This is a genomic window from Streptococcus sanguinis, from assembly GCF_900635155.1.
GTDB classification, from domain to species: domain Bacteria; phylum Bacillota; class Bacilli; order Lactobacillales; family Streptococcaceae; genus Streptococcus; species Streptococcus sanguinis_G.
Genome location: NZ_LR134002.1, coordinates 87,253 through 113,682, shown reverse-complemented (window position 1 = coordinate 113,682; position 26,430 = coordinate 87,253). Strand labels below are relative to the sequence as shown.

21 protein-coding genes are annotated in these 26,430 nt (G+C 47.2%); 3 read left to right on the top strand and 18 right to left on the bottom strand.

Features of this window, described 5'->3' with window-relative positions:
- Positions 1-28 precede the first annotated feature (28 nt).
- Both mutS and argR read right to left on the bottom strand, forming a co-directional pair.
- Entirely contained in the window at positions 29-2,578 is a 2,550-nt protein-coding gene (gene mutS, locus ELZ47_RS00615) for a DNA mismatch repair protein MutS (RefSeq protein ID WP_126434972.1), read from the bottom strand.
- Positions 2,579-2,656: 78 nt separating this feature from the next.
- Positions 2,657-3,094, bottom strand: coding sequence for an arginine repressor (gene argR, locus ELZ47_RS00610; RefSeq protein ID WP_126434971.1), 438 nt, complete (start codon positions 3,092-3,094; stop codon positions 2,657-2,659).
- Between the two features lie 300 nt (positions 3,095-3,394).
- On the opposite strand from argR, the gene argS reads away from it, so the two are divergent.
- Positions 3,395-5,083 (top strand): arginine--tRNA ligase, encoded by a 1,689-nt coding sequence (gene argS / locus ELZ47_RS00605; protein ID WP_126434970.1) that lies wholly within the window; start codon positions 3,395-3,397, stop codon positions 5,081-5,083.
- Positions 5,084-5,115: 32 nt separating this feature from the next.
- Here argS and nrdI read toward each other — a convergent pair whose 3' ends face one another.
- The 4 genes from nrdI to malQ form a co-directional block, all read right to left on the bottom strand.
- Complete coding sequence (gene nrdI / locus ELZ47_RS00600) at positions 5,116-5,604, bottom strand: class Ib ribonucleoside-diphosphate reductase assembly flavoprotein NrdI (RefSeq protein ID WP_126434969.1); 489 nt, start codon at positions 5,602-5,604, stop codon at positions 5,116-5,118.
- Positions 5,605-5,666: 62 nt separating this feature from the next.
- Positions 5,667-6,185, bottom strand: a complete 519-nt coding sequence (locus tag ELZ47_RS00595) for a lantibiotic ABC transporter permease (protein WP_126434968.1) — start codon at positions 6,183-6,185, stop codon at positions 5,667-5,669.
- A 178-nt stretch (positions 6,186-6,363) separates the two neighbouring features.
- Positions 6,364-8,625, bottom strand: coding sequence for a glycogen/starch/alpha-glucan family phosphorylase (gene glgP / locus ELZ47_RS00590; protein ID WP_126434967.1), 2,262 nt, complete (start codon positions 8,623-8,625; stop codon positions 6,364-6,366).
- 32 nt (positions 8,626-8,657) lie between these two features.
- Positions 8,658-10,169: a 4-alpha-glucanotransferase gene (gene malQ, locus ELZ47_RS00585; protein WP_126434966.1), complete on the bottom strand. Its 1,512-nt coding sequence runs from the start codon at positions 10,167-10,169 to the stop codon at positions 8,658-8,660.
- 437 nt (positions 10,170-10,606) lie between these two features.
- On the opposite strand from malQ, the gene ELZ47_RS00580 reads away from it, so the two are divergent.
- Both ELZ47_RS00580 and pulA read left to right on the top strand, forming a co-directional pair.
- Positions 10,607-11,590 (top strand): LacI family DNA-binding transcriptional regulator, encoded by a 984-nt coding sequence (locus ELZ47_RS00580; RefSeq protein WP_126434965.1) that lies wholly within the window; start codon positions 10,607-10,609, stop codon positions 11,588-11,590.
- A 118-nt stretch (positions 11,591-11,708) separates the two neighbouring features.
- Entirely contained in the window at positions 11,709-13,784 is a 2,076-nt protein-coding gene (pulA, locus tag ELZ47_RS00575) for a type I pullulanase (RefSeq protein WP_126434964.1), read from the top strand.
- 43 nt (positions 13,785-13,827) lie between these two features.
- On the opposite strand, the gene thrC is transcribed toward pulA, so the two are convergent.
- The 12 genes from thrC to ELZ47_RS00515 all read right to left on the bottom strand — a co-directional run bounded on the left by thrC (position 13,828) and on the right by ELZ47_RS00515 (position 26,315).
- Positions 13,828-15,312, bottom strand: a complete 1,485-nt coding sequence (thrC, locus tag ELZ47_RS00570) for a threonine synthase (protein ID WP_125330711.1) — start codon at positions 15,310-15,312, stop codon at positions 13,828-13,830.
- Between the two features lie 112 nt (positions 15,313-15,424).
- Complete coding sequence (locus ELZ47_RS00565; RefSeq protein ID WP_125330710.1) at positions 15,425-16,522, bottom strand: LysM peptidoglycan-binding domain-containing protein; 1,098 nt, start codon at positions 16,520-16,522, stop codon at positions 15,425-15,427.
- 324 nt (positions 16,523-16,846) lie between these two features.
- On the bottom strand, positions 16,847-17,470 hold the full coding sequence (locus ELZ47_RS00560) for a V-type ATP synthase subunit D (RefSeq protein ID WP_125330709.1): 624 nt from the start codon (positions 17,468-17,470) through the stop codon (positions 16,847-16,849).
- Positions 17,467-18,861, bottom strand: a complete 1,395-nt coding sequence (locus ELZ47_RS00555; protein ID WP_126434963.1) for a V-type ATP synthase subunit B — start codon at positions 18,859-18,861, stop codon at positions 17,467-17,469. Before ELZ47_RS00555 ends, ELZ47_RS00560 begins: the two co-directional genes overlap by 4 nt.
- Positions 18,848-20,638: a V-type ATP synthase subunit A gene (locus ELZ47_RS00550; protein WP_164549527.1), complete on the bottom strand. Its 1,791-nt coding sequence runs from the start codon at positions 20,636-20,638 to the stop codon at positions 18,848-18,850. Before ELZ47_RS00550 ends, ELZ47_RS00555 begins: the two co-directional genes overlap by 14 nt.
- Positions 20,639-20,799: 161 nt before the next feature.
- Positions 20,800-21,495 carry a GNAT family N-acetyltransferase gene (locus tag ELZ47_RS00545; protein ID WP_126434961.1) on the bottom strand — a complete coding sequence of 232 codons (696 nt, stop codon included), beginning with the start codon at positions 21,493-21,495 and terminating at the stop codon, positions 20,800-20,802.
- A gap of 7 nt (positions 21,496-21,502) precedes the next feature.
- The gene (locus ELZ47_RS00540) at positions 21,503-21,823 is read right to left on the bottom strand and encodes a V-type ATP synthase subunit F (protein ID WP_125330706.1); all 321 of its coding nucleotides are present in this window, start codon (positions 21,821-21,823) and stop codon (positions 21,503-21,505) included.
- Complete coding sequence (locus tag ELZ47_RS00535) at positions 21,810-22,823, bottom strand: V-type ATPase subunit (RefSeq protein WP_125330705.1); 1,014 nt, start codon at positions 22,821-22,823, stop codon at positions 21,810-21,812. Before ELZ47_RS00535 ends, ELZ47_RS00540 begins: the two co-directional genes overlap by 14 nt.
- A gap of 10 nt (positions 22,824-22,833) precedes the next feature.
- Complete coding sequence (locus ELZ47_RS00530) at positions 22,834-23,424, bottom strand: hypothetical protein (RefSeq protein ID WP_125330704.1); 591 nt, start codon at positions 23,422-23,424, stop codon at positions 22,834-22,836.
- Positions 23,425-23,434: 10 nt separating this feature from the next.
- Positions 23,435-23,914, bottom strand: coding sequence for a V-type ATP synthase subunit K (locus ELZ47_RS00525; RefSeq protein WP_126434960.1), 480 nt, complete (start codon positions 23,912-23,914; stop codon positions 23,435-23,437).
- Positions 23,915-24,046: 132 nt separating this feature from the next.
- Positions 24,047-26,002: a V-type ATP synthase subunit I gene (locus tag ELZ47_RS00520; protein ID WP_126434959.1), complete on the bottom strand. Its 1,956-nt coding sequence runs from the start codon at positions 26,000-26,002 to the stop codon at positions 24,047-24,049.
- Positions 25,992-26,315: a hypothetical protein gene (locus tag ELZ47_RS00515; protein WP_125445502.1), complete on the bottom strand. Its 324-nt coding sequence runs from the start codon at positions 26,313-26,315 to the stop codon at positions 25,992-25,994. Before ELZ47_RS00515 ends, ELZ47_RS00520 begins: the two co-directional genes overlap by 11 nt.
- Between the last annotated feature and the right edge of the window lie 115 nt (positions 26,316-26,430).

The window sequence follows — 26,430 nt, the reverse complement described above, 5'->3', positions numbered from 1 at the left end:
TTTAGTATCAGGCTCTGATTTGTCTATTTTACAACTTCTTCTTGAGCTCGGCTACCGCCGCCATGACTTCCAGAGGAGTCATATTGTATATGTCCAAGTCTCGGAGTTCAGTTAGGACTGGATTTTCCGACTCTTCTGCGAAAAGAGAGATCTGCTCAGCCACTCGTGACTGCTTCTGTCTGGATGTAGCAGGAAACTCTGAGCCTAGTCCTGTATCCTGACTTTCCAGATGGCTCAAAATGCTATCTGCCCGCTCCAGCAATTTATCAGGAAGTCCGGCAATCTTCGCCACATGGATTCCGTAAGACTTGTCAGCCGGACCCGGCTCAATCTTATGCAGGAAAGTCACCTGCCCGTCCTTTTCCAAGGTTGCCACATGGACATTTTCCAAATGCTCCAAGCTATCCTCTAAGGCTGTCAGCTCATGATAGTGGGTGGCAAAGAGGGTCTTGGCCCCAGTATAATGATGAATATGCTCGATAATAGCCTGAGCCAGCGCCATCCCATCATAAGTCGCCGTTCCACGCCCCAGCTCATCAAAGAGAATGAGCGAACGCTCGCTGGCCTGTCGAATGGCCCGATTGGCCTCCATCATCTCCACCATAAAGGTAGACTGGCCGGACACCAAATCATCCGCTGCACCGATGCGAGTAAAAATCGCATCGAATAGTGGCAGACTGGCAGACTGAGCGGGCACATAAGATCCCATCTGTGCCATAATGACGATGATAGCCAGCTGGCGCATATAAGTCGACTTCCCGCTCATATTAGGCCCGGTAATGAGCTGGATGTCCGTTTGCTGGTCCAGCAGAATACTATTTGGAATGTAACTCTGGGCACCCATGACCTTTTCCACAACAGCATGCCGACCTTTTTCAATCTCCAGACGGCGCTCCGAAGTAAAGACAGGGCGCACCAAATGTCCCTGCTCCGCCACTGCAGCAAAGCTCTGCAAAACATCGACAGCTGCCAGTGTTTGTGCCAAGGCCTGCAAGCGCTGGATGTATTTGCCAGCTTCCTCGCGAACCCGCATGAAAATTTCGTATTCCAAATTAGCAGATTTTTCACGCGCCTCCAACATCTCTCCCTCAATCCGAGCCAGCTCCTCCGTTCCGAAACGCTCAGAATTTTTCAGGGTCGCCTTGCGGAAGAAATGACTAGGCACATGAGCCAACTGGGAATTGGTCACATGGAAATAGTAACCATCTTTTTTGTTGTAATCAATCTTCAGATTGCTGATGCCGCTGTTAGCACGTTCTTTGACTTCCAGCTCCGCAATCCATCCAGTCCCCTCCCTCAGCACAAGCCTATACTGATCCAAGGTCTCATCAAAACCGGTCCGAATGATATTGCCCTCGGTGATGATATGGGGCGCATCCGGCGAAATAGCTGAGCTAATCAAGCCTGCCAACTCTGGAATAGGATCCAAGCCCTCAATCAAACGAGCTAGATGCTGGCTACCGATTCCTTGCAAGATAGCCTTAATCTGAGGCACATTGCCCAATGTAGCTGCCAGCTGCAGCAGATCCTTGGGATTGGTCTTGCCAAAAGACACCCGACTAGCCAGCCGCTCGATATCGTAGACTCCCTTGAGGCTCTCCGTCAAATCACTCCGCTCAAAGAAATGATCCAGAAAAACCTCAACGACATTCTGTCGCTGGCTAATTCGCGCTTCATCAATCAGCGGACGCTGGATCCAAGAGCGCAGCATGCGGCCACCCATGGCCGTCTTAGTCTCGTCCATCAGCCAATAAAGACTGCCGTGCTTCTTGCCCGAGCGAGCATTTTCTGTCAAATCCAGACTCGCCTTAGTGGCATAGTCCATTTGCAGAAAGTCCTTGATTTCATAATGCTGGGCCTTCTTCAAATGGCTGAGCTCCCTCATCTGGGTCCGGTGCACATACTCCAGCAATTTCCCCGCTGCCTGACGTTCCATCGGAGACAGTTCCTCTCCCAGCAGCTGGACATCATCCAAGGCTGTCTGTACATAGGACAGCAAAAGGTTCATCTGCCCAGCCAAGACCTGCTCCTCAGCTTCTGGCAAGGCATAGCCCAGCACCACTTCCCTAGCCTTCAAATTACGGATTTCCCCGCAGACCAAGGCAAAGTCCTCTAAACTAGTCACCTGAAACTCACCGGTCACCAAGTCCATATAAGCCAGACCATAGAGGCCCTCTGAGTAATCCAGAGCCACCAGAAAGTTATTCGCAGAGTCCGGCTTACTGGAGTCCACCACCGTCCCCGGTGTGATAACCTGAACGACCTCCCGCTTAACAACTCCCTTGGCTTCCTTGGGATCTTCCATCTGCTCCGCAATCGCTACCTTATAGCCTGACTCGACCAAAACATCAATATACTGCTGTGCCGAATGATAGGGAACTCCAGCCATGGGAATCGGATTTTCTGCATTTTTATTGCGGCTGGTGAGAGAAATCTCTAAAATCTGGGCGGCATTGACCGCATCATCATAAAACAACTCATAAAAATCCCCCATCCGAAAGAGCAAGAAAGCATCTGGATAGTCCTTTTTGATATCCAAATACTGCTGCATGCCGGGCGATAACTTTTCTACTGCCATCTCTATCCTTTCTAAAAACAAACGAGGTCAGGACATCCGTCTCAAACCTCTCCATTTTTCCTGAAAAAACTGTGACTCCTACATCACTTCCTGTATTTGCTCTTCAATCTCCTGAGCAGCTGCCTGATCCCGGCAAACCACTAAAAGAGTATTGGCACCCGCAACAGTTCCCAAAATACGGCTATCCAGCGAGCTATCCACGACATTGGCCAGCACTGTTGCCTCGCCCAGCCCAGTACGAAGAACCAGACTAAACTCGGCTCTGGCTACACTCTCCACATGCTTGGCTAAAAACTCTATCAAATCAATCTCTTCAGTCTCATGCGCCAAAACATAATAAGTCAGCCCCTTCTTCTTAACCTTGGTCAGGCCGATTTCACGGAGGTCACGCGAAAGGGTAGTCTGTGTTACATAAATCCCTTGCGCTTCCAGACGATCCTGAATCTCCTTTTGCGTTCCTAGCTTTTCTTCCTTAATCATCGTTTTGACTAACTGATGACGGTCATTCTTTCTCATTTTTACCTCATTATTGAATATTTAGAAGCTGCATTCATGAAGGGCACTTCATCCGATTAAAGGCTGCTTCTCCATCAATCTAGGCAAAGATTTGCAGGAATACTGAGAATAAACAAAAAACTTTAACCAAGAGTGTCAGGGAAGGAAGCATTTAGATGGAAAACTCATCTATAAATACAGGTTCTTATCCCTCTTATTATATCAGAAAAATTCATATTAGCCCAAAAATTATTCCCAAAAAAATTGAAGATTCCTTGAAAAATGTGATAAAATAATAACAAAAGACACAAAGGAGCAAATATGGATAACAAACAGTTGATTGCCGGCGAATTGGCCAAGGTTATTGACAGCCTTGATCAAGACGCTATTTTAAATTTATTGGAGCAGCCAAAGAGCTCTGAACTTGGTGATATCGCCTTCCCAGCCTTTTCTCTGGCAAAGACTGAGCGCAAAGCTCCTCAAATCATCGCTGCTGACATCGCTGAAAAGATTGATACAGCGCATTTTGACAAAGTCGTTGCGACTGGTCCTTATGTCAACTTTTTCCTCAGTAAGGCTGAAATTTCTGGCCAAGTCATCAAAGAAGTCATCAAAGACGGAGCTGACTACGGCCAGCAGAACGAAGGAAATGGAGAAAATGTCACCATTGACCTATCCAGCCCAAACATTGCCAAGCCTTTCTCAGTCGGCCACTTGCGCTCTACTGTTATCGGTGACGCTCTTTCCAACATCTTCCGCAAGATTGGTTACAACACCATCAAAATCAACCACTTGGGAGACTGGGGCAAACAGTTTGGTCTCCTGATGGTAGCTTATAAGAAGTGGGGAAGCCAGGAAGCTGTTGAAGCTAACCCTATCGACGAGCTCCTCAAACTCTATGTGCGTATCAATGCCGAGATTGAAAACGACCCATCTCTGGATGAAGAAGGCCGCCTTTGGTTCAAGAAGCTGGAAGACGGTGACCCAGAAGCGACTGAGCTCTGGCAATGGTTCCGCGACGAAAGTCTGATGGAGTTCAACCGTATCTACGAACTCCTAGGTGTCGAATTTGACAGTCTAAATGGTGAAGCCTTCTACAATGACAAGATGGACGAAGGGATTCAAATCCTCGAAGAAAAAGGTCTTTTACAGGAATCAAAAGGAGCTAGCATTGTAGACTTGGAAGACTTTAACCTTCCGCCTGCTATGATTAAAAAATCAGACGGTGCTACCCTCTACATCACACGTGATATTGCAACAGCTATCTACCGGGCTCGCACTTACAACTTTGTCAAAAATGTCTATGTTGTAGGTCAAGAGCAGGCTAACCACTTCAGACAGCTCAAGGCTGTTCTGAAAAAGATGGGCTTTGACTGGAGCGATGACATGATTCACGTTGACTTTGGTCTAGTGACTAAGAACCGTCAAAAACTGTCTACACGTAAAGGAAATATCATCCTTCTCGAACCAACTCTGCTGGAAGCTATCAGCCGGGCTAAGAGCCAGATTGAAGCTAAAAACCCAGATTTGGAAAACAAGGAAACTGTTGCTCGTGCAGTTGGGGTTGGAGCAGTTAAGTTCTACGACCTCAAAACTGACCGCCGCAATGGTTACGACTTTGACCTAGAAGCTATGGTTTCCTTCGAGGGAGAAACAGGCCCTTACATCCAGTATGCCTATGCTCGTATCCAGTCTATCCTGCGCAAGGCGAACTTCCAGCCAGATGCAGAGGCTACATACAGCCTGAACGATCCAGAAAGCTGGGAAATTATCAAGCTGCTCCAAGACTTCGGTCGCGTTGTCAAACGTGCTGCTGATAACTATGAGCCATCTCTGATTGCCAAATATGCTATCAGTCTGGCCCAAGCCTTTAACAAATACTATGCACACACACGGATTCTGGACGAAAGCCCTGAGCGCGACAGCCGTCTGGCTCTCAGCTACTCAACAGCTGTTGTCCTCAAAGAAGCTCTGCGTCTGCTGGGAGTAGAAGCGCCAGAAAAGATGTAAGCTTAATTTAAAAACATCAAAAAACGAAAACCTCACTGGTTTTCGTTTTTTTCAATATGATAAAGTTCTTCAATAATCCCTGCAACCTTCTTAATATCTCCCAACATGCCACGCATTTCAAAATCAGCCAAAACCGGAAATCCGAAGCGCTCTGAGTATTGCTTGGCGGTCAGACAGTATTGGTTATTAAAGTTTCGATTGCCGCTGCCAATGACGCCCAGACAATTGCTGGCATTCTGACCATAGGCGATAAAGTCCCCCACATCGGTTGTCAGAATTTCTACATCGCCATTGTCCACACCATTGCCACCCTCCAGATAAGTCGGCAGAAAAGCGATAAAAGGATTGTCCATTTCAAAAAAGGGCTGCCCTTCCTTTACCAGGTCTTTGATATGGATCTTCTCCACTTCTAGGCTTGGATGCTGCTCCAGCAAATAGTCTGTCAGCCGACGGACAAAACTCTCTGTATTGCCGCTCAAGCTGATGTAAACCAAGGAAACCTTTGTCATTTTATTCTCCATTCTAAAAAATAACAGATATTGCTTCTTAAAATTGTAAGCACTTATCTGTTATTTGTCAAATCTTATTCGTTGGCAGCTAGTTCCGCTTTTTCAGCTTCTTTTTGCTGCTGGATTAGCTTAAAGATGACGATGGAAAGGAAGATTAGACTAATGACTACTGAAAGGAGGATGGAGAAATTCAGCCCCGTCATCTGTGCCGAAAGAAGAGTTGAGTCTGAAAAAGAAGAAGCTATAATTCCCTTTGATACCACATAAGCATAGGCTGTCGAAATCAATCCCACAAGAACATCGGCAATGTAGACAAGATTGGCCTTAAATATATCTTTCCTAAAAAGGAAGAAAAGAGCCACTATTAAGAGAACGATGTGCCCGTAAAAAAAGAAATTATTGGCTAGCGAATTCGCCACTTCTGCACTCTTGCTAAAATAAGTGGCATACTGGGATTTTGCTGGTTCTTCTATCTGCTTAAGAATGCTTTTCACCCCAGCATCAGAAGAAGTGAACTTGCCAAAAAGTCCCCACAAGGTTCCCACGGTTGACAAGCCCAGCAAAACATAAAGATAAATTGGTTTCTTTTTCATGAACGCCTCCTGTAAAGAAATATTTTCACTTATTATACACCGAAAAGAAAAAGCTGACAAGACCAAGAAGCTTTCACCTTTTCAGAAGCCCACACAATAGCTAATTCCCTATCCACATATTTTATTCAAAAATCAAAGCCGAAACACTGCTGTCTCGGCTTTTTTGATTCAAAGAATATTAGCTGTTCAAGTGCCATACTTCTTCTTCGTATTGAGCGATAGTACGGTCAGATGAGAAGAAGCCAGCTTTGGCGATATTGACGATGACTTTGTCCATCCAAGCATCGCGATCTTCATAGTCCGCCAGCATGCGCTCTTTGACTTGGATATAGTCTTCTAGATCCAGCAGGGTCATGAACCAGTCCTTGCTGATCAGTTCATTGTAAAGACGTTCCAAGCGTTCAGCTTTACCGACTGCCAATACTTCATCGCTGACGATAAAGTCAACCAACGGCTTGATAGCTTCACGTGCATAGTACTCACTAGACTTGTAAGCAGATTTTGCATAGAGGTCAATAACAGTTTCAGAATCTTCACCGAAGATGTAGATGTTGTCTTCGCCGACCAGCTCTGCAATCTCAACATTCGCTCCGTCCATAGTACCAAGAGTCAAAGCACCGTTAAGCATGAACTTCATGTTACCAGTACCAGATGCTTCCTTAGAAGCCAAGGAAATCTGCTCAGAAATATCACCAGCTGCAATCAAGAAGCTAGACGCTGTAACATTGTAGTTTTCTACCATAACTACTTGCAGGTGTGGAGCCACTTGAGGGTCATTAGCAATCACTTCTGACAAGCAAAGGATAAGGTGGATGATGTCCTGTGCAATTGTGTAAGCAGGAGCAGCCTTACCACCGAAGAAGACAGTGATTGGACGAGCAGGTATGTTACCAGCCTTGATGTCCAGATACTTGTGGATAACATAAAGAGCGTTCATTTGTTGGCGCTTGTACTCATGCAGACGCTTGATTTGGATATCAAAGATAGATTCTGGATTGATTTCCACGCCTTGTGCTTCCTTCAAGTGACGAGCCAATTTACGCTTGTTGTGAGCCTTGATACCTTCCAATTTTTCTTTAACATTTGCAGCGCCAGTGAATTCCAACAAGCCTTCGAGCTTAGTTGCATCATGGTGCCAGTCGCAGCCCAGCAACTCATCCAAATAATGAGACAGGCGTGGGTTGGCATGCATGAGCCAGCGGCGGAAAGTAATACCGTTGGTCTTGTTATTGAATTTTTCAGGGTAGATATCGTAGAAGGCTTTAAGCTCAGAATTTTTCAGGATTTCTGTATGCAGAGCAGCAACCCCATTGACACTGTATCCGTAGTGGATATCCATGTGAGCCATGTGCACACGATTGTCCTCATCAATGATTTGCACTGCTGGATCAGCGTATTTAGCTTTCACGCGCTTGTCAAGCTCTTTGATGATAGGCACCAGGTGCGGTACTACTTCTTTCAAGAATTCCAGAGGCCATTTTTCAAGAGCTTCTGCCAGAATCGTGTGGTTTGTATAAGCAGTCATCTTCTGTACGATGGCAATTGCTTCATCCAGATCCAAACCACGTTCAGTCAAGAGACGAATCATTTCTGGGATAACCAGAGATGGGTGGGTATCATTGATTTGGATGACAGCGTAGTCTGCCAAGTCGTGCAGGTTGCTGCCTTTTTCAATCGCTTCGTCAATAATCAGCTGAGCACCATTTGAAACCATGAAGTACTGCTGGAAGATACGGAGCAGCTCACCTTGCTTGTCACTATCATCTGGATAGAGGAAGAGGGTCAAGTTGCGAGCGATATCTGTCTTATCAAAGTCAATACCGTCTGTGATGATATCCGCATCCACTGAGTCCAAATCAAAGAGACGAAGACGGTTCTTAGTTTCTGTCTTGTAACCTGGCACATCAATATCATAAAGAGTAGATGTCAGAGTGAAGTGAGCAAATGGCACTTGGTAGCTACGGCTAGAGCGAACCAACCAGTTTTGCTCAGTCAGCCAGAAGTTAGGAATCGTTGTCTGTTCGTTGTTTTTCAAAACCTGTTGGAAAAGACCAAAGTGGTAGTTCAGTCCTACACCATCACCATTGAGACCCAATGTCGCAATAGAGTCCAAGAAGCAGGCAGCCAAACGGCCCAAGCCTCCGTTACCCAGAGACGGCTCCAACTCAACTTCTTCTACCTCAATCAAGTCCTTGCCAGCATCTGCCAGTTCTTGCTTCACATCATCGTAAAGCCCAAGGTTAATCAAGTTGTTAGACAAGAGTTTACCGATCAGGAACTCAGCTGAGATATAGTAGAGTTTTTTCTTACCAGTATTGACTGGCTTTTGAGCGCTGGCTAATTTAGTGTAGTTCAAAAGAGCCAGGTAGAGTTCTTCGTTGCTGCAATCAGCAAGATTTTTTGAATAAGTATTTTTGATATAAGTTTGTAAGTTTGACATGATTAATCCCTTCAAGCCTAGTTAGCTATTCTTTATTTGTTAATTAAATCGGTATTCATACGACGGTAAGTCTTAGTCAAGCTGTAAAGCTCACCTTCGACAATTGGATTCAGCTCTTCAGCTGTCATCCGCCAAGTCCAGTTGCCACCAATTGTGGATGGATAGTTCATCCGTGCTGCACTGTCTAATTCCAGTAGGTCTTGCATGGTCGCAATGGCCATAAAGCTGACTGAAGCAAAGATTGTGCGCAGCATTGCATGAGGTACTGTTTCGTACTCCTTGCGGTTGGTGTACTGTGCCATGTACTGGCGAGTAGCGTCGTCAATCTCATCCTTGTACCAGCCCAAAACAGTATTGTTATCATGGGTTCCTGTATACATGACTGAGTTATTTGGCGCCAGATGCGGACTGTCGATGCTTTCATCATCAGGATTGAAGGCAAATTGCAAGATCTTCATTCCTGGGAAACCAGTACGCTCACGCAGCTCGATCACTTCATCCGTCATAAAACCTAGGTCTTCTGCGATGATATTCAAATCACCCAAGGCTTCCTTAACTGCTGCAAAGAGCTTGTAGTCTGGACCTTTGACCCACTTACCAGAAGCAGAAGTTTCTGAGCCAGCAGGTACTTCCCAGTAAGACTCAAAGCCGCGGAAGTGGTCGATACGGACAATGTCGTAAATCTTGAAGCTTTCACGCAGGCGTTCAATCCACCAAGCATAGCCATCCTTATCCATAGCTTCCCAGTCATAGATAGGATTGCCCCAAAGCTGGCCAGTTTCTGAAAATTCATCTGGCGGACAGCCTGCCACACAAGTTGGCTTGCCAACAGCGTCCGTCTTAAAGAAGTGCGGCTGTGCCCACACATCAGCACTGTCAGCTGCCACATAGATTGGCATATCACCGACAATCTCGATGTGATGTTCATTAGCATAGGCTTTTAATCTTAACCACTGCTTAAAGAAGAGATACTGGGTCACACGATGATAGGTCAGCTTGTCAGCCAGCTTCTCACGATAAGAAGCGAGACTAGCAGCCTCACGGCGGCGGATCGCTTCATCCGGCCACTCAGTCCAAGCTAGATTATCAAAATGCTCTTTGATAGCCATGTACTCAGCGAAAACTTCCAACCAAGCTGCATTTTGCTCCACAAAGCTCTCATAGTCAGACAGATCTTCTGCTTTCAAGAAGCGAGCAACTGCTTTTTCCATGATTGGACGGCGAGCATCGAAAATCTTTGCATAATCCACTTTTCTAGGATCATCTCCGAAATCAGCTCCCTTAACATCCGCCTCGTCCAACAAACCTTCTTCTATCAGAATATCAAAATCGATAAAGTAGGTATTCCCAGCAAAAGCAGAGAAAGACTGATAAGGAGAATCACCATAACTGGTAGTTCCCAGTGGCAAAATCTGCCAATAGCGCTGCTTGGTGCGAACCAAGAAGTCTACAAAATCATAAGCACTTTGGCCAAAAGATCCGATACCGTACTTGCCCGGAAGGGATGAAATGTGCATGAGCACGCCGCTTTGACGTTTTTTCATTTTGTCACCTCGTTATTTTTTTCCTCTACGCCTTTTCATTTTCACTTAATGCAAACGTTTGCGTCGACTTGATTATAACCTATTTTTTTTTTTAGTGCAAGGGGTTTTTGAGATTTTTTTCAATTTACTAGTTAAAGGATATAATGCTCTTTTAGGACTCTCCTACTGCCCCAATTTTTTACCGTTTTTCTCTTCTTGCAAGCGTTCTCTTTTTGTGTTAAAATGTTCTTACAAACAGAAAACGTTTGCGTTTGCGGAGAAACTGCTTTATACTTGCTTTTTTGACCACAATAGTTAAGCAAAATCACTGGTTACGATAGCTATTTTGGGCACATGTTTGCATGACTCTTAGAAAGTAAGTGCTTCTACTAGTAGATTTAAAACAGTTGATGTTATAGAAAGGATTTCCAGCAAATGCAGGCCTTTAGGAGGTTTTTATGCGAGTTACTATCAAAGAAGTCGCAAAACTAGCAGGCGTGTCGCCCTCTACCGTGACCCGCGTCGTGCAAAATAAATCAACCATTAGTGAAGAAACTAAAAAACGTGTCCGTGCTGCTATGAAGGAGCTGGACTATCATCCCAATCTCAATGCCAGAAGTCTGGTCAGCCAGTCCAGCCAAGTCATCGGCTTGGTCCTGCCAGACGACTCAGATGTCTTCTATCAAAACCCTTTTTTCCCAACTGTATTGCGGGGGATTTCTCAGATTGCTTCTGACTATGACTATGCCATCCAGATCAGCACTGGGCAAGATGAAGAGCACCGCTTGGAAAATATGAAGCAGATGATCTTGGGCAAGCGAGTAGATGGACTGATTTTTCTTTATTCTAAGCAGGACGATCCTTTGGTCGACTTTGCGGTCAGGAACAACTTCCCCTTCCTCATCCTAGGGAAAGCTGTCTCAGCTTTTATCTCTCTGGTGGACAATGACAATATCAAGGCTGGCTACGACGCGACCAGATATTTCTTAGACAAGGGCTATCGGAAAGTCGCCTTTCTAGCCGGGAATAAGGAGCTGGTCGTTTCCCAGGATCGTTACACAGGCTACAAGCAAGCCCTAAATGAAGCAGGCCTGCCTTTTGATGAACGCATTATTAAATTCGCCTTCGGTTTCCTTCTGGAAGACAACAGTTACAAGATTATGGAAGAGCTGCCGCTGGATGAGATTGAAGCCATCGTAACCTCAGACACCCTAGTCGCTGAAGGAGCCCTGCACTATCTCAAAGATCAGGACTACCAGATTCCCATTATCACCTTTGATTCTATCAAACCGCGCATTGATGTGGATGCCTATATCGATATCAATGCTCTCGAGCTTGGGAAAGAGTCCTTCCGGACCCTCTTCCAAATCATCAAGGACAATAAAGAAGACAAGCAAATCTGCTATCGCCAGCTGATTCCACATAGCATCAGCACTCGCTAATCCGAGTGCTTTTGCTCATTTATCAACGATTCACATATCGGCCTTATCCCAACCCAGGGCAGAGCCTGAACTTAAAAGCAATTACCCGAAGAGAAACTGACAAAGAAAGAGGAAAAACATGGCCTTTCGTATTTTTCAAGCCTATTTAGATGACGAAAATATCATCACCATCGAACTGGAAAAGAGCTTTGAAGCCTACTCCATCCACTTTACACTGGAAGACAAGCACAGCTCCAGCCCTTTAACCGTCAAAAACATCAACAATCAGGAAGAGCGGATTATCTACACTGTATCGACTAATGAGCCCATTGACCTGACGCAGTCCTACAAGGTCTATGACCAAGACCGCAACCATACCGACCTGCAGTACCGCCATATCGTGAAAAAGCCTATTTTCGATGAGATTTTTGACTATGCGGGCGACGATTTGGGAGCTCAATACAGTCCCCAAGCCACCGATTTCAAACTCTGGGCACCTATTTCTGAAAAAGTCCTCCTACATCTGAAAGACCAAGTTCATCAGCTCAAACGTCTGGATAGGGGAGTCTGGCATACACGGATTGAGGGAGATTTAGAGGGAGCCTCCTATTCTTATCTCCATAAGATCAATGGCAAGTGGATCGAAGTCCATGATCCCTACGCCCTATCCTCAGATGTCAATTCGGGCAACAGCTATGTCATCAATCTAGACAAGATTAAAAAGCCTATCAAACGAGCGAAAACACAGCTGAATCCGACAGAAGCCGTCATTTATGAAATGAGCGTCCGCGATTTCTCTATGCAGAAAGAAGCTGGTTTCTCCTATCCTGGGAAGTTTGCCTCGCTGAGTGAATCTCCAGTCGTTCACGGTCAGAAGTTTGGTCTGGACTATCTGAAAGAGCTAGGTATCAGCCACGTGCAGCTTATGCCTGTCTACGATTTTGGCAGCGTTGATGAAAAGCATCCAGAGCTTGTCTACAACTGGGGCTACGATCCTGTCCAGTACAATGTCCCAGATGGCAGTTTTGCCAGCGACCCACGAGACCCCTATGCCCGCATCTTAGAGCTGCAGGCGGCCATTACTGCCTACCACAATGCTGATATCAGCGTCATCATGGATGTGGTCTACAATCATGTCTATGACGCCAACAGCTATGCTTTTGAAAAAATCGTGCCCGGCTATTTTTTCCGGCTCAATGACATGGGCTACCGGACCAACGGAACCTTCTGCGGCAATGATGTGGCCAGTGAGAAGGCCATGGTCCGCCGCTATATCAAGCAGTCGGTCAAGCAATGGGTCATCCTCTATGGCTTTGACGGTTTCCGCTTTGATCTGATGGGGATTTTAGATATCCAAACCATGCAGCAGATAGCTGACGAACTCAAGGCGCTCTATCCTAACATCTATCTCTATGGTGAAGGCTGGCAGATGGATACTGGACTGGCAAGTGAGCGATTGGCTCATCAGTACAATGCTGCTCAGCTTCCGGATTATGGATTTTTCAGTGACCATTTCCGTGACAGTCTCAAACAGACCATCGCCCAAGGCCGGCAAATCGAGAGCAAGACTCCTGCCAGTCAGCTTGAAAATGTCCTGACAGCCAATGTCGGTCTAAAAGGTGAGGCTCATTTCACTGCGCCCCAGCAAGCTATTAATTATGTCGAGTGCCATGACAATGCAACAGTTTTTGATTACTTTGATATCGTCAATCCTGCTATCACCCTGCGGGATCGGCTGGCCAATTCGCGGCTGGCTCTCCATCTCGTCCTCCTGGCTCAAGGTGTACCCTTTATCCACAGCGGTCAGGAATTTTTCCGGACTAAAAATCTGATTGACAACACCTATAATATGCCCGACGAGATCAATAAGCTAGACTGGCTGCGCTCTCTGCATTACACAGAAGACATTGCTTTTGTCAAGAAGCTGATTGACTTCCGCAAGGCGCATCCGCTGCTGCATCTAAAGACCAGCACTGCCATCAAGCAAGCCTGTCAGGTCAACTGGCTGACAGACAGTTTATTGGAGTACAAAATTCAAGACAGCAAGGAGAGCATGACCATTGTCATCAACTTTGGCATCCAAGAGGCTGTCTACGAAAACAAAAACAAGCAAAAGCTACACCTCCAATACCCAGCCATTGATGCCCAAAAACCAATCGCACCACTAGCTGACAGTTACAGCCTAGCTGGTAAGCAGTTGATTGTTTTGAAATAGATTGTAAAACATCAGCCAATGAATAAGCTGATGTTTTTGTTTTTTACAACCCCAAATAATCCTCAACTGCTGCCTGCATTTGGTCTGCAGCGACTGTCGTTTTATGACGCACTGGGGCTGTTTCTAAGCCATCCACGGCTGGTGGAAGGGCTACGCCAGAAAGTTCGTGCAGTTGAGCCAAAGCCTCGAAGTCACTAAGTCCTGACTGACCAGTCACAGCCTCAACAGCCACAACTGGGAATTTATAAGGACTAGCGGTAGACGCGATAACAGTCTTGCGCTGATCGCCTGTCTCTGCCAAGTACTTTTGATAGACAGCGGACGCAACGGCAGTATGAGGGTCTTCGATGTAGTTAGAGGCTTGATAGACCCGCTTGATTTCAGCTGCTGTTTCTGTCTCTGTGGCATAGTCAGCCGCAAAGAGCTCTAAAATCTCAGTGTCAAAGTCCGTCAGTTCATACTGTCCATGCTCATTCAGAGCCGCCATCAAAGCAGCTGTTTTCTCAGCGCTGTTACCAGACAGATGGAAAATGAGACGCTCTAAGTTAGAAGAAACCAGAATATCCATGGACGGACTAGACGTCACCTTGAAGCTCCGCTTCTTGTCATAAACCTGAGTCTTGAAGAAGTCGGTCAGGACATTGTTCTCATTTGATGCGCAGATCAGCTTGCCAACCGGCAGACCGATTTGCTTGGCATAATAGGCTGCTAGGATATTACCAAAGTTCCCTGTCGGAACTGTAAAGTTGACCTTGTCTCCTGCTGTAATTTCTCCCGTCTTCACCAGTCGAGCATAAGCATAGACATAGTAGACAATCTGAGGCACCAAACGGCCGATATTCATGGAGTTAGCTGATGAAAACTGCAGTTTGTGCTCCAAGAGACGAGCTCTTAGGTCTGTGTCATTGAACATGTGTTTAACATTGGTCTGGGCATCGTCAAAGTTGCCGTCAATAGCAACCACATGCGTATTGGCACCTGTCTGCGTCGTCATTTGCAGCTCTTGGACCTTGCTGACACCGTCTTTGGGATAAAAGACGATAATCTCAGTCCCAGGAACATCCGCAAAGCCCGCCATAGCTGCCTTGCCTGTATCGCCAGAAGTTGCTGTCAGAATGACAATTTTGTTTTCCAAGCCATGCTTTTTGGCTGCGGTTGTCATCAAGTGAGGCAGGATGGACAAAGCCATGTCCTTGAAAGCAATGGTCACTCCGTGGAAAAGCTCTAGATTGTACTGACCATCCAGCTTGACCAAGGGAGCAATCGCCTCATCATCAAACTTGCTGTCATAGGCATGGTTGATACAGTGGTCCAGCTCCGCTTCAGAAAAATCGTCCAAAAATGCAGACAAAACCAGCTTGGCTACTTCCTGATAAGAAGCGTCTTTGAGCTTGGAAAAGTCTAAATCGACCTGCGGATAGGTAATGGGCGTAAAGAGCCCGCCATCTGTCGCCAAACCTTGCAGAATCGCCTGGCTAGCTGTTACTCTATTCTTTTCGTCGCGTGTTGATTGATAAACTAAGGTCATTCTCTCTCATCCTTTATCTGTAGTTCGCTTTATTATATCAAAATTTATCAGAAAATTCTCGCTTTTTCACAGAGAATATCAGAAAAAGCCCATTTCTGGGCTTGTTTTCATCTTATTCATTCATAGATACGTGAACGTGGTCGTAATGATTTTCAGTTACGCTGCCACGGTCTGGCATTTGGTTCCAAGTATTAGCTGGTCCATAAATGCTTTCAAATGGTGCATAGAACTGTTGCTGCCAGATAACGTAAGAGATTCCTCTTTCAGTCATATTAGAAGTAACATCGGCTGCGACCTGGTTTCCTAATTCAGTATTCTCACCAACGATAAAGTCAGCCGCTAAGCCTTTACCATGGTCACCACTATCACCTGGGCGGTAGAGACTAAATTCTGTAATTCCATATTTAGCTGCTATCTCTTCTTTCAGAGCAGCAGTCTGTGGCTGAAGGCCGGCATTAGCAGAGTTGTTGGTTGCCACACTAGCTGCATCTGTTACAGCTGGAGCGTTGTAAGTTGTAGGTTCAACTGCAGCAGTTGCTTGACTGACTTGGTCTTGGCCTAATTCAGTCACTTCTGGAGCTGCCTCTACTGGCGCTTCTGGACTTGCAGCTACTGCTGGCTGTGGCGCTGCTTCTACAGGAGCTGCTGCATTTTCTTCCGCAGCTGAGGCTGCTTCACTTGCAACTTCTGCTACTGGGGCAGGAGCTTCTTCAGCAGGCGCTGGTGCTTGGTCTGCTGGAGCTGCAACAGCTTCCTCAACAGCCGGTGCTGGAGTTTCTGCTGCTTGAGCCGGTGCCGCAGGGGTTGCTTGCTCAGTACCAAAAATCTCGTCAGCTGTATAACTTTCTGTTACATATCCTGCGTTATTTCCTGCTTGGTAGCTTTGGATTTCTACAGAGGCAATTTCATTTTGTCCATTTGTTGTAACAGTCAAAACAGTACCTGGGAAAATCAAGTCAGCATTGGCAATTTGATTGATTTTAGCCAATTCAACAAGGTCAATATTCATCGCTTGAGCTATATTTCCCAAAGTATCTCCATATTGAACAGTGTATGTTTGTTGGTTTTCATTACTAGTAATATCTGCTTTAATTTGCTCAACTGTTCTGGCAGTCCAGTTTTGTGGCTGCTCCTCAGCTCGCGTTGTCAACAAAGGCAATGCTGACAAAGCAACAGTTGAAGCCAAAAGTAATTTCTTATTCATTTTCATTTGTATAATGCACCTTCCTAATCATTCATGATACGAAATCCATCTTACCATAAATTTTCTAAGAAAAAACCCTTTTTCGACCTATTTAACAGAACTGTCTGCCCCCTGTAATATGGAGATTTGTTTGTAACATATAAAAATTTGCAACAAGCAAAAGAACCCCATTTAGAGGGGTTCTATTTTTTCTTTTGGACTTATTTGAATTCTTGATATTGAGCTAAACTAAAACTGTCCCAAGCTCTTGGAAAAAAAGAACTGAACTCGGATTCATCGAATCCATCGTCCAGTTCCTATTTTTCAGTCGTTTTTTAACGCCTCCGCATCTTATTTCACCTTCATCATTCGGACGAGGCTGGCGCGTTCGGCTTCTTCCAGTTTCATTTCGATGTAGTAAATGGTTTCTTTGAGGTCAGGGATGGTAGCATACTCTAGTCCGTTGACCCGTCGACGGGTTTTCTCGATTTCATCCGCCATGAGCTGGCAGCTTTTCTCAATCTCTGCCAATCTCAGCAGGTCAGGAAGCAAATCGCTCATACTTTCAATGGTTTCATCCATCTGGCTGTTAGAAGCGACATAGCTGTAGACCACATCTCCCTCGTCATCTCCGTAGGGACTGTCAATATGGGCGTGCACCTTGGGCACACGCACACTCATGATATTCTCTGTTTCCACATGCAGATTGACTTCCCGCATGGGCACAGCGAAAATCTCCTCGACCATGAGATCGCTCTCCAGCGCCTTGGCCATGACAAAATCCTGTAGGTGACCGACCAGAGCGGATTCGACCTTTTGGCGGAGCTGATTGTTCTCACGGACAGACTCAATGAAGCGCCGCATCAGCTCATCCCGCTTGTCCTTGAGCAGTTTATGACCACGGACAGCCGTTTTGAGACGGGCTTTTAAGTTATTCAGCTCCATCCGAGTCGGCTTGACATTGAGTCGCGTCATCTTTCTTCCTCCTTGGTCTGCGGCAGATATTGGTCAATCATATCATCCCTGATCCGCTTGAGCTCCGTTCTAGGTAAGATGGACAGGAGTTCCCAGCCCAGATCTAAGCTTTCCTCGATGGTTCGATTGGTCTGGAAGCCTTGATTGATGTACTCCTGCTCGAAGCGGTCAGTAAAGCGCACATAGAGCTTGTCCGTTTCGGACAGGGCGGATTCCCCCAAAACCACTGCCAGCTCCTTGGCCTGCTTGCCTTGCGCATAGGCGGCAAATAGCTGGTTCATAGTTGCGGCATGGTCTCCCCTAGTCTTGCCCTCACCTGAGCCCTTGTCCTTGAGACGAGACAGAGATGGCAGGACATTGATGGGCGGACGATAGCCGCTGTTGTATAGGTCACGTGAAAGGATAATCTGACCTTCGGTAATATATCCTGTCAAATCCGGAATCGGATGGGTGATATCATCCTCTGGCATGGACAGGATCGGAATCTGCGTCACCGAGCCTTTCTTGCCGACCAGACGTCCAGCCCGCTCATAGAGGGTGGACAGGTTCGTATAGAGGTAACCCGGATACCCACGACGGCCCGGCACCTCACGACGAGCTGCGGAAACTTCCCGCAGGGCTTCACAATAGTTGGTCATGTCAGTCATGATGACCAAAACGTGCATGTCCTTTTCATAAGCTAGATACTCGGCTGCTGTCAGGGCAATCCTCGGTGTCGCAATCCGCTCGATAGCTGGATCATTAGCCAGATTGATAAAGAGCACCGAGCGGTCAATAGCGCCTGTTTCTCTCAAGTCATTCATGAAGAACTCGGCTTCTTCAAAGGTAATCCCCATAGCCGCAAAGACCACAGCGAAGTTTTCATCAGAGTTAAGCACGGTAGCCTGACGGGCGATTTGAGCGGCTAATTCCTTGTGGGGCAGACCAGAGCCAGAGAATACTGGCAGTTTTTGTCCCCGAACCAAGGTATTGAGGTGGTCGATGGCCGAAATTCCAGTCTGAATAAACTCATCCGGATAGTCGCGAGCTACTGGATTGATAGCTTGACCGTCAATATCCAGATATTTTTCTGGCAAGATAACTGGGCCACCATCAATCGGCTTGCCCATGCCATTGAAAATCCGTCCCACCATGTCTTCTGACACTGGCAGCTCTAACGGACGGCCGGTAAAGCGGACCTTGGCTTTTTCCAGATTGATTCCGCTAGATCCCTCAAAAAGCTGGACCATAGCCTTGTCTTCTTGGACTTCCAGAACCTGGCCCTGACGCTTGCTGCCGTCATGAATCTGGATTTCTACCAATTCATTGAAATGCACACCAGCAACTTGGTCGACAATCATCAGAGGGCCGACAACTTCACTGACGGTGCGGTATTCTTTAATGACGCTCATTGTCTAGTCCTCCTTGGGCAAGAATCTGGTGCAGGGTTTCCTCGATAGTCTGACTGAGGGCCTGAATTTTTTCCAACTGATCTTCATGGATAAACTTGCTGCGGGCAATTCGGTCACGCAGCTCCACTGTTCCTTCCATGATTTCTCGGAAATAAGCTCCAAGCTCCAAGGCAAGATTGGCCTCCGCATCGAAAGTCAGGATATTGCTCAATAAAGCTACCTGTTTTTTGAAAGAAGTATAGGTGTCAACATCATAAAAGGCATTCTGCTGCAGGTAGTCCTCGCGGATCATCTTGGCTGCATTCATGGTCAGCCGGTCTTTCTCAGACAAGGAATCCAAGCCCACCAAACGCACGATTTCCTGCAGTTCGCTTTCCTTTTGCAGGATATTCATGGCCTTGGTCACCTTTTCTGCCCAAGCAATCTTCTCATGCTGGTCAATATAGGCTCCCACTTCGTCTAGGTAGAGAGAGTAAGAACTCAGCCAGTTGATAGCTGGGAAATGCCGGCGTTGAGCCAACTGGGCATCCAAGCCCCAGAAGACCTTGACAATCCGCAGGGTGTTTTGCGTCACCGGCTCAGAAATATCTCCACCCGGAGGTGATACGGCCCCGATAGCAGTAATAGATCCTTCTCGCGCAGTCGAACCGAGCGTCTTGACCCGGCCAGCCCGCTCGTAATACTCCGCAATCCGGCTGCCAAGATAGGCTGGATAGCCTTCATCACCCGGCATTTCTTCCAGACGGCCGGACATTTCCCGCAATGCTTCTGCCCAGCGAGAGGTGGAGTCCGCCATGATGGCCACGGAATAACCCATGTCACGGAAGTATTCTGCGATAGTAATCCCTGTGTAAATCGATGCTTCCCGGGCCGCCACCGGCATATTGGAGGTGTTGGCAATCAGCACCGTCCGCTGCATGATGGATTGCCCAGTCGCAGGGTCGATTAGTTCTGGAAATTCATTAAGTACGTCGGTCATCTCATTGCCACGCTCACCGCAGCCGACATAGATAACGATGTCAACATTGGCAAACTTGGCCACCTGGTGCTGAACCACAGTCTTACCAGCCCCGAATGGTCCTGGTACAGCAGCTGCCCCACCCTTAGTCACTGGAAAAAAGGTATCGATGACCCGCTGACCTGTCACCAAGGGCTCAACTGGAATCAGCTTCTGAGCAAAAGGGCGGCCTTGACGCACTGGCCATTTTTGCATGAGAGTCCCTTTAAAAGTAGACCCGTCCGCCTGCTCAATCTCGTAAACAGTCTCTTCAACAGTAAAACTGCCAGCCGAGATATTGGTCAAGCGTCCACTGATACCAACCGGTACCATGATGCGGTGCTCCACCAGATTGGTCTCCTGCACTGTTCCTAGAATATCGCCAGCCTCAACCGAATCTCCGGCAGACAGACTTGGAACAAAATCCCACTTAGTATCTCGGTCTAGATTTGGCAATTGGACACCGCGGACGAGGAAGTCGCTCTCCGTGATGGTTTGGAAACGCTCCAAAGGCCGCTGAATTCCGTCAAACATCTGAGAAATCAGACCTGGTCCCAGTTCAACGGACAGAGGACTTCCAGTCGTGATGACCGGCTCTCCCGGACCCAAGCCAGAAGTTTCTTCATAAACCTGGATAGAGGCTTGGTCCCGCCGCATTTCGATAATTTCACCGATTAGCCCCAAATCGCCAACCCGGCAGATGTCCTGAATATTCGCTTCCTGCATCCCTGATGCCAATACTAGGGGACCAGAAACTTTGATAATCTTTCCTTGACTCACAATCTTCCTCCATTCTTGGGAGATTTTTCTTGCTTCTCCATGAAAATCAAAGAGCAAACTAAGTAACAGTTTGAATTCCATTTCCAAAGAGTTTTTGATTCTTGCCGCGAGTTTGAAATCCTTCTTAGCTAACTCTAGGGCAAGGATTGTTTCTTTTTATTTTAAAAATCAGATAAGGCTTTTATTTGCTGGCCCTTTTCGTCGAAATTGTCTGGGCTCAGCCATTTTTCTAGACGACTTTTGACGGCCGGCCAATCCTTGTCAATCATAGACAGCCAGTCAGTGTCTCGGTTGCGCCCTTTATAGACAAGAGCCTGACGAAACCTGCCTTCGTAGGTAAAACCAAGCCGCTCTGCTGCCCGCCTTGATGGCTGATTGAGGGCATCGCATTTCCATTCATAGCGGCGATACTCCAGCTCTTCAAAGACATAGCGTGCCAGTAAGTATTGGCCTTCAGTAGCCAGTCTGGTGCGTTTCAGCTTGGGCGAATAGGTCACAGCTCCCACTTCGATGACACGGTTATTTCGGTCAATCCTCATCAAGGCAAAAGTTCCTAGAGCCTTACCGCTCTCCTTGTCCACAATCGCATAGTGGAAACGATCCTGCGCCGCCAACATCTGTTCTAGCAACTTGGACCACTCTTCCTGACTTTGGGCAGGATTTTGAAAGAGATAGGTCCACATATCCGCAGGAGAATCTGGGCCATACACTTCATACAAATCCGCCCCATGCTTGCCCTTGGACAAACGCTCGATAATAACATACTGCCCTTCGATTCGCTCCAGGTTAGGCAAGTCCCCCGGCTGAAAATCCGGCAGAGCATCCCCAATGGGCTGACCTAGTTGATTGATTCGCATAAAAACCTCACAATATGTCCTGTCCAACGGCCTTTTCGACATTTTCATGAATCCGCGACAGAGCCAGTCCCGTGCTCCCCTTATGGGTAGGAATGAGCACAAGAGCAGGAATCTCCAGCTGGTCATAGTAGGCCAGGGTTTCTGGAATATCCGCAGCCATATCCTCCGTCAGATAGATAATGCCGAAATCTTCGCGGGCTAGCTTTCGCAGGGTATTGACCGTCTCTTGAGCTTCCTTCACTGGAAAGGTCTGAAAACCAATCAGCTTAAAAGGGAGAATAGTATCGCGATTCCCCACGACCGCAATCTTGTAGCTAGTCTTGTCCATAAATCGGTCGCATCCTTTCTCTGATAAGCTCTACGGGCAGCTGATTGGCCATCCCGGTCAAAATCAACCGCAGATTCTTGACTTCCAGCTCCTTACCCAGCAGATAGCGAGCCAGAGGGAGCGGGCCATCTGTCTCAAACTGACCAGCCGCAAGCAACTTAGCCTGCAAGAAGTCCGCTAGATATTCTAGCTCCACTGTCGTCAAGGTCTGGTTCAGCATTTTTTCCTCATAGGAGCGCAGTTCCAGATCGTAACCACAGGGATTGATCTGGCTAAACCAAGTCAAGAAATCCCCCTGCTCTGCCATGGCAATCCAGTTGGCAGCAGAAAGACTTCCTTCATCAGACAAGAGTTGCCTCATAAAGCTGCGCGGTTTTCCCAAGCCAACAGCCCGCTTGACGGTGATGGCATTGTAAAAATCAATAGTCAGATTCACCAGCTGCCGCAGGCTCTCATCTTCCAACTCCTGTGTCAGACGCTTAAGATGCTGGAAATAAGCCATGTCCATGCCAATCTCCAGCACGCGCACATCCTGATAATCCTGATATTCCTGCCAGGTCGCAAGCACCTCGTCCAGCATGAAATCTGGACAATACTCAGCCGAAAAGGCCATGACCAAGTGCTCCAAAACCTCCAGCGAATAGGTTCCCACTGGCATCAGCAAATGCTCCAAGGACTGACCCGTCGCCCGACCCTTGAGAAAAACTTTGAGATTGTGGTAGGTATAGCGGAGCGTGAAAATCTCCACCAGCTCCTTACTTGGACTAATCTCAAGCGCCCAATTATAAACGGAATACAAATGCTTCATCAGTACTTGCTCAATGGCATTGAGATCCTTAATCGCTTCAGCATCCATGGCATAGACCGTTCCCTGCAGAAGAGCCGAACGGCTAGCAGGATCGTCAGTCTGCAGCAACTGATCATATTGCTGGGATGTCAAAAAGGAAGCCTCTTGCACACTAATGGCTGTATTGACTTGAGAGAAGTTTTTTTCACTCATGGTCCGCCTCCTATTCTGCCTGGTCTTTGAAAATATCCTGAGCCAGACGGTAGCTTTCCTCCTGCCAGACTGAGTCCAGCAAGTCACGATAGAGATAACTATCATCCACCCGTCCTTGGCTCAATACAAAACCTGCCTGACCGGCTATGGACTGGTCTGAAAAGTGTACTTGAGGAAAAGCCCTTTTCAATTCTTCTAACTGGCTGGAGCTGAATTTCTCAGCTGATAGAGCACCGAAAGTCAGTGTCAACTCTTCCTCTGGGTATTTAGCCAGGACACTCTTCAGAAAATGCTCTTCCTCAATCTGTGACCAAGCTGCCATCTGAGCATAGGCTTCCTCAAAAAGCTCTCTGAGAACCCGCTGTTTGATGACCAGAGTAGACTGGCGCTTTTGATTTTCCAGCTGCTGAATATCCCGCTGACTGCGCCGGCTGATTTCTTTCAGCTGCTGTTCCCGCTGTCCAAGCTTTTGCCGAACCAGCTGGGCCTCACGTTCCTTGGCTTCCTGTTCTATTTTCTCAGTAGCCTCGGCCAAAAGCAAACGCCCCTTCTCGTGAGCCTGCTCCAAGACAGAAGCTTTGAGATCTGATATGTCAGACATAAAAGCCTCCTTACTTCACATTCAGAACCATGATGAAGGATACAACGAAGGCCAAGATGGCGTAGGTTTCAACCATGGCCGCTAGGATAACCCCTTTCATGACCTCTTCCGGACGCTTGGCCAAAATCTGAATACCAGCTGTCGCCACTCGTCCTTGATGCTTGGCTGAAAAGTATCCTACGATGGCAACTGGCAAAGCGGCTAGGAAATAAGCCACGCCTGATTGCAGAGCCAATTCTGGCTTGATATTAAAGAAGATGGTAATCCCAATAACAAAGCCATAGAGACCTTGGGTACCCGGCAAAAGCTGTAAAATCAAAGCTTGAGCGAATTTTTCCGGCTGCTCTTTCAAGAGGGCTGCCGCTGCCTGACCGGTGCTTCCAACACCTAGAGCTGAGCCCATTCCGCTAAGAAAGACCGCCAAAGCTACTCCCAGACCCGCAAAGAAGGCGCCGCCGTAAGTTCCAAAATATGATGCTAAATGTTCCATGATTTACTCCTATGAAAATGCTGTAATCATCGTAAAATCAACAGCTAGTTTAATGAATGTTGCTTGTTTTGATGTTGTAGAAACTGTATTTCTTAAGATGGGCTTCTCATCTCTTACCATAGTTTCTAATCTTTATTTCTTGCTTTGCTGAACGTATTTTTCACTAGGTTTGAGCGGAGTGAAAGGCTTGCCGCCACCGTCGTAGAACTTCCCGAAGAATTCCACGAAAATCAAACGCGCTCCGTGCACATAGCCGGACAGAAAAGATAGAAACATATTGACCAAATGCAGGGCAATAAAGAGCAGAATGCCAATGCTAAAGCGAGCGACAGGTGGAAAGAGGCTGACAATCAGGTTAAAGGCCGAGCCAATGCTAGCCCCCGAAAGCCCCAGAGCCATCAGCCTCGTAAAGCTGACAAGATCTCCCACATAACCGCTGACATTGTAGAGATTAAAGAGACCTGACCCCAATCCTGCCAAGCTCTTAGCACTGACAATGGATACTACCAGTATCCCCAGAGCATTGATGATAGCCAGCCACTGACCAATCGTTGCTGCAAAGGCCAAGGATGGGAAGAAATTTCCCAAGGCCAAGAGTAGCAGGCCCAGTAAAATCAACACCCAAGCAAAGCCTGTATTATAAGCTTCTACATAATCCTTGAGGCGCATATTTTTCAGACCGCTGAGGAAGAGGCCAGCCAGCACTGTAACAAAGCCAAAGACGACCGAAATAACCAGAATCGTCATGGCGTCGGAACTGGTGCTAATGAGAGCGAAAGGCAGTTCAAAGCCAAAGAATGAACCATAAACCAGTCCCCAGATGGTGACTGCTACGCCCAGCAGGCGGAAGAATCGCAGATTCTTAGCCAGTCCCGGCTTGACATGCAAGAAGTGCAGCGCCAGGCTAGTGCCCACAAAGAGTAAGAGGCCGTAGCCAATGTCGGCAACCATCATGCCAAAGAATACAAAATAAAATAGGGAAACGACAGGGGTTGGATCCTTATCACCATACTTAGGCAGGGAATACATCTCCGTCACTAGCTCGAAAGGCTCCACTAAGGCATTGTTTTTAAGCTTGGTCGGAACCTTATCTTCCTCGCCCTCTCGGATTTCTCTGGTCTGGATGAGAATGCTCTGGCCGAACTGCTCCGTCAAGCAAGCCTCAAGAGCTTGAACTTGATTGCTTTCGATCCAACCTTCCAAAGCCGCCAGATTTTGTGTGCTGGCTAACTGGTTCTTACTTTCTTGGCGGGAAGAGAGATTGCAGAGATAGTCAAGCTGAACCTTGAGCTGATCCAACTCGTTCTTAGAAGCTGCCAGACTCTTGGTCATAGCATCTGCCACCGCCTCCTGCTGTCGAATATTGGCTTTGAGCTGGGCTACCCGCTCAGCAGGCGGTTCCGCATGGTCATACTCAAAAGGCTTAAAGCCATATTCTTTCAAGATTTTGCGAACTTCTTCCAGAGAGCCTGTCTTGTAAAAAATAAGAACCCCGTGCTCCGTATCATCGGTAAAGACTTCCTGAAACTTGAGGTCAGGATGTGCTCCCAGAGTCAGACGCAGAGCATCGTCATCGGTATTGGGAATCGTTCCAATCAAAGCTCCCAGATGGCTGAAAGTCGCAGCTGCTTGCGGTGTTAGCTCCAGCGGCTCCCACCTCTCCAGCGCAGCCACTTCCAAACGGTCAGCTTCTATCTGACCTTTGGCCTCTTGTAAGACCTTAAGCTGCTTGCTGATTCCTTCTAATAGCGCAATCTCATCCCGAGCCTTCCCTGCCTGCTCCAAAGCAGCAAAGGATAATTCCAAAGGCTCTTCTTTTAAGGATTCCAGCAGTTTCTTTTTTGGCATAAAGGGCTCTAGATCTGCAATCAGTCTCTCGAGCTTTTCTTGACGACTGAGCAAATCCGGCTGAGATAGCTGCTGATCTGGCCGGCCGACTAAAGCCTGCTCAAAGGCTGCCTGCCAGCCCTCTTCCTGCCGCAGGTCATGAATCTGAACCGACTCTAAACCCTGTAGGTAAAAGAGAAGCTGATCCAGCAGTTCCTTGGGAAGAAGCAGAGACAGCTGCCGCATTTGACTAATGGCCATAGGCTTCTACCACCTTCTCTACAATAGCTCGCGCCAAGTCTGCTTTTTTGTCCGTCAGCGCAGCCGCAACCTTGTCCTCATTTTGCTGGGTTGTCTGCTCTAGATCTTGCTGCAGGAGCACCAACTGTTGCTGGGAAGTCGCAGTTAATTCCTCTGCCAGCTTCTGCGTTTCAGCGTCATAAGTCAGACCCAGCTGCCTGAGATTTTCATCCACCTGCTGTCGCAGCTCCTGAGCCTGCGTCCTGTAGCCCATCAAAACTTCTTCTGCAGCAGTTTCAATTTCCTGCATTTTTTCAAGTGTTTCATTGGCCATCTATTCACCCCCTCGTTTTCAAAAACCTTCGAAAACGGATTTTAAAATCTGCATTCCTGGCTGACAGTCCAGCATCTGGTATAGTCATCTTCTGGAATACAGCTTCGTACTTGCA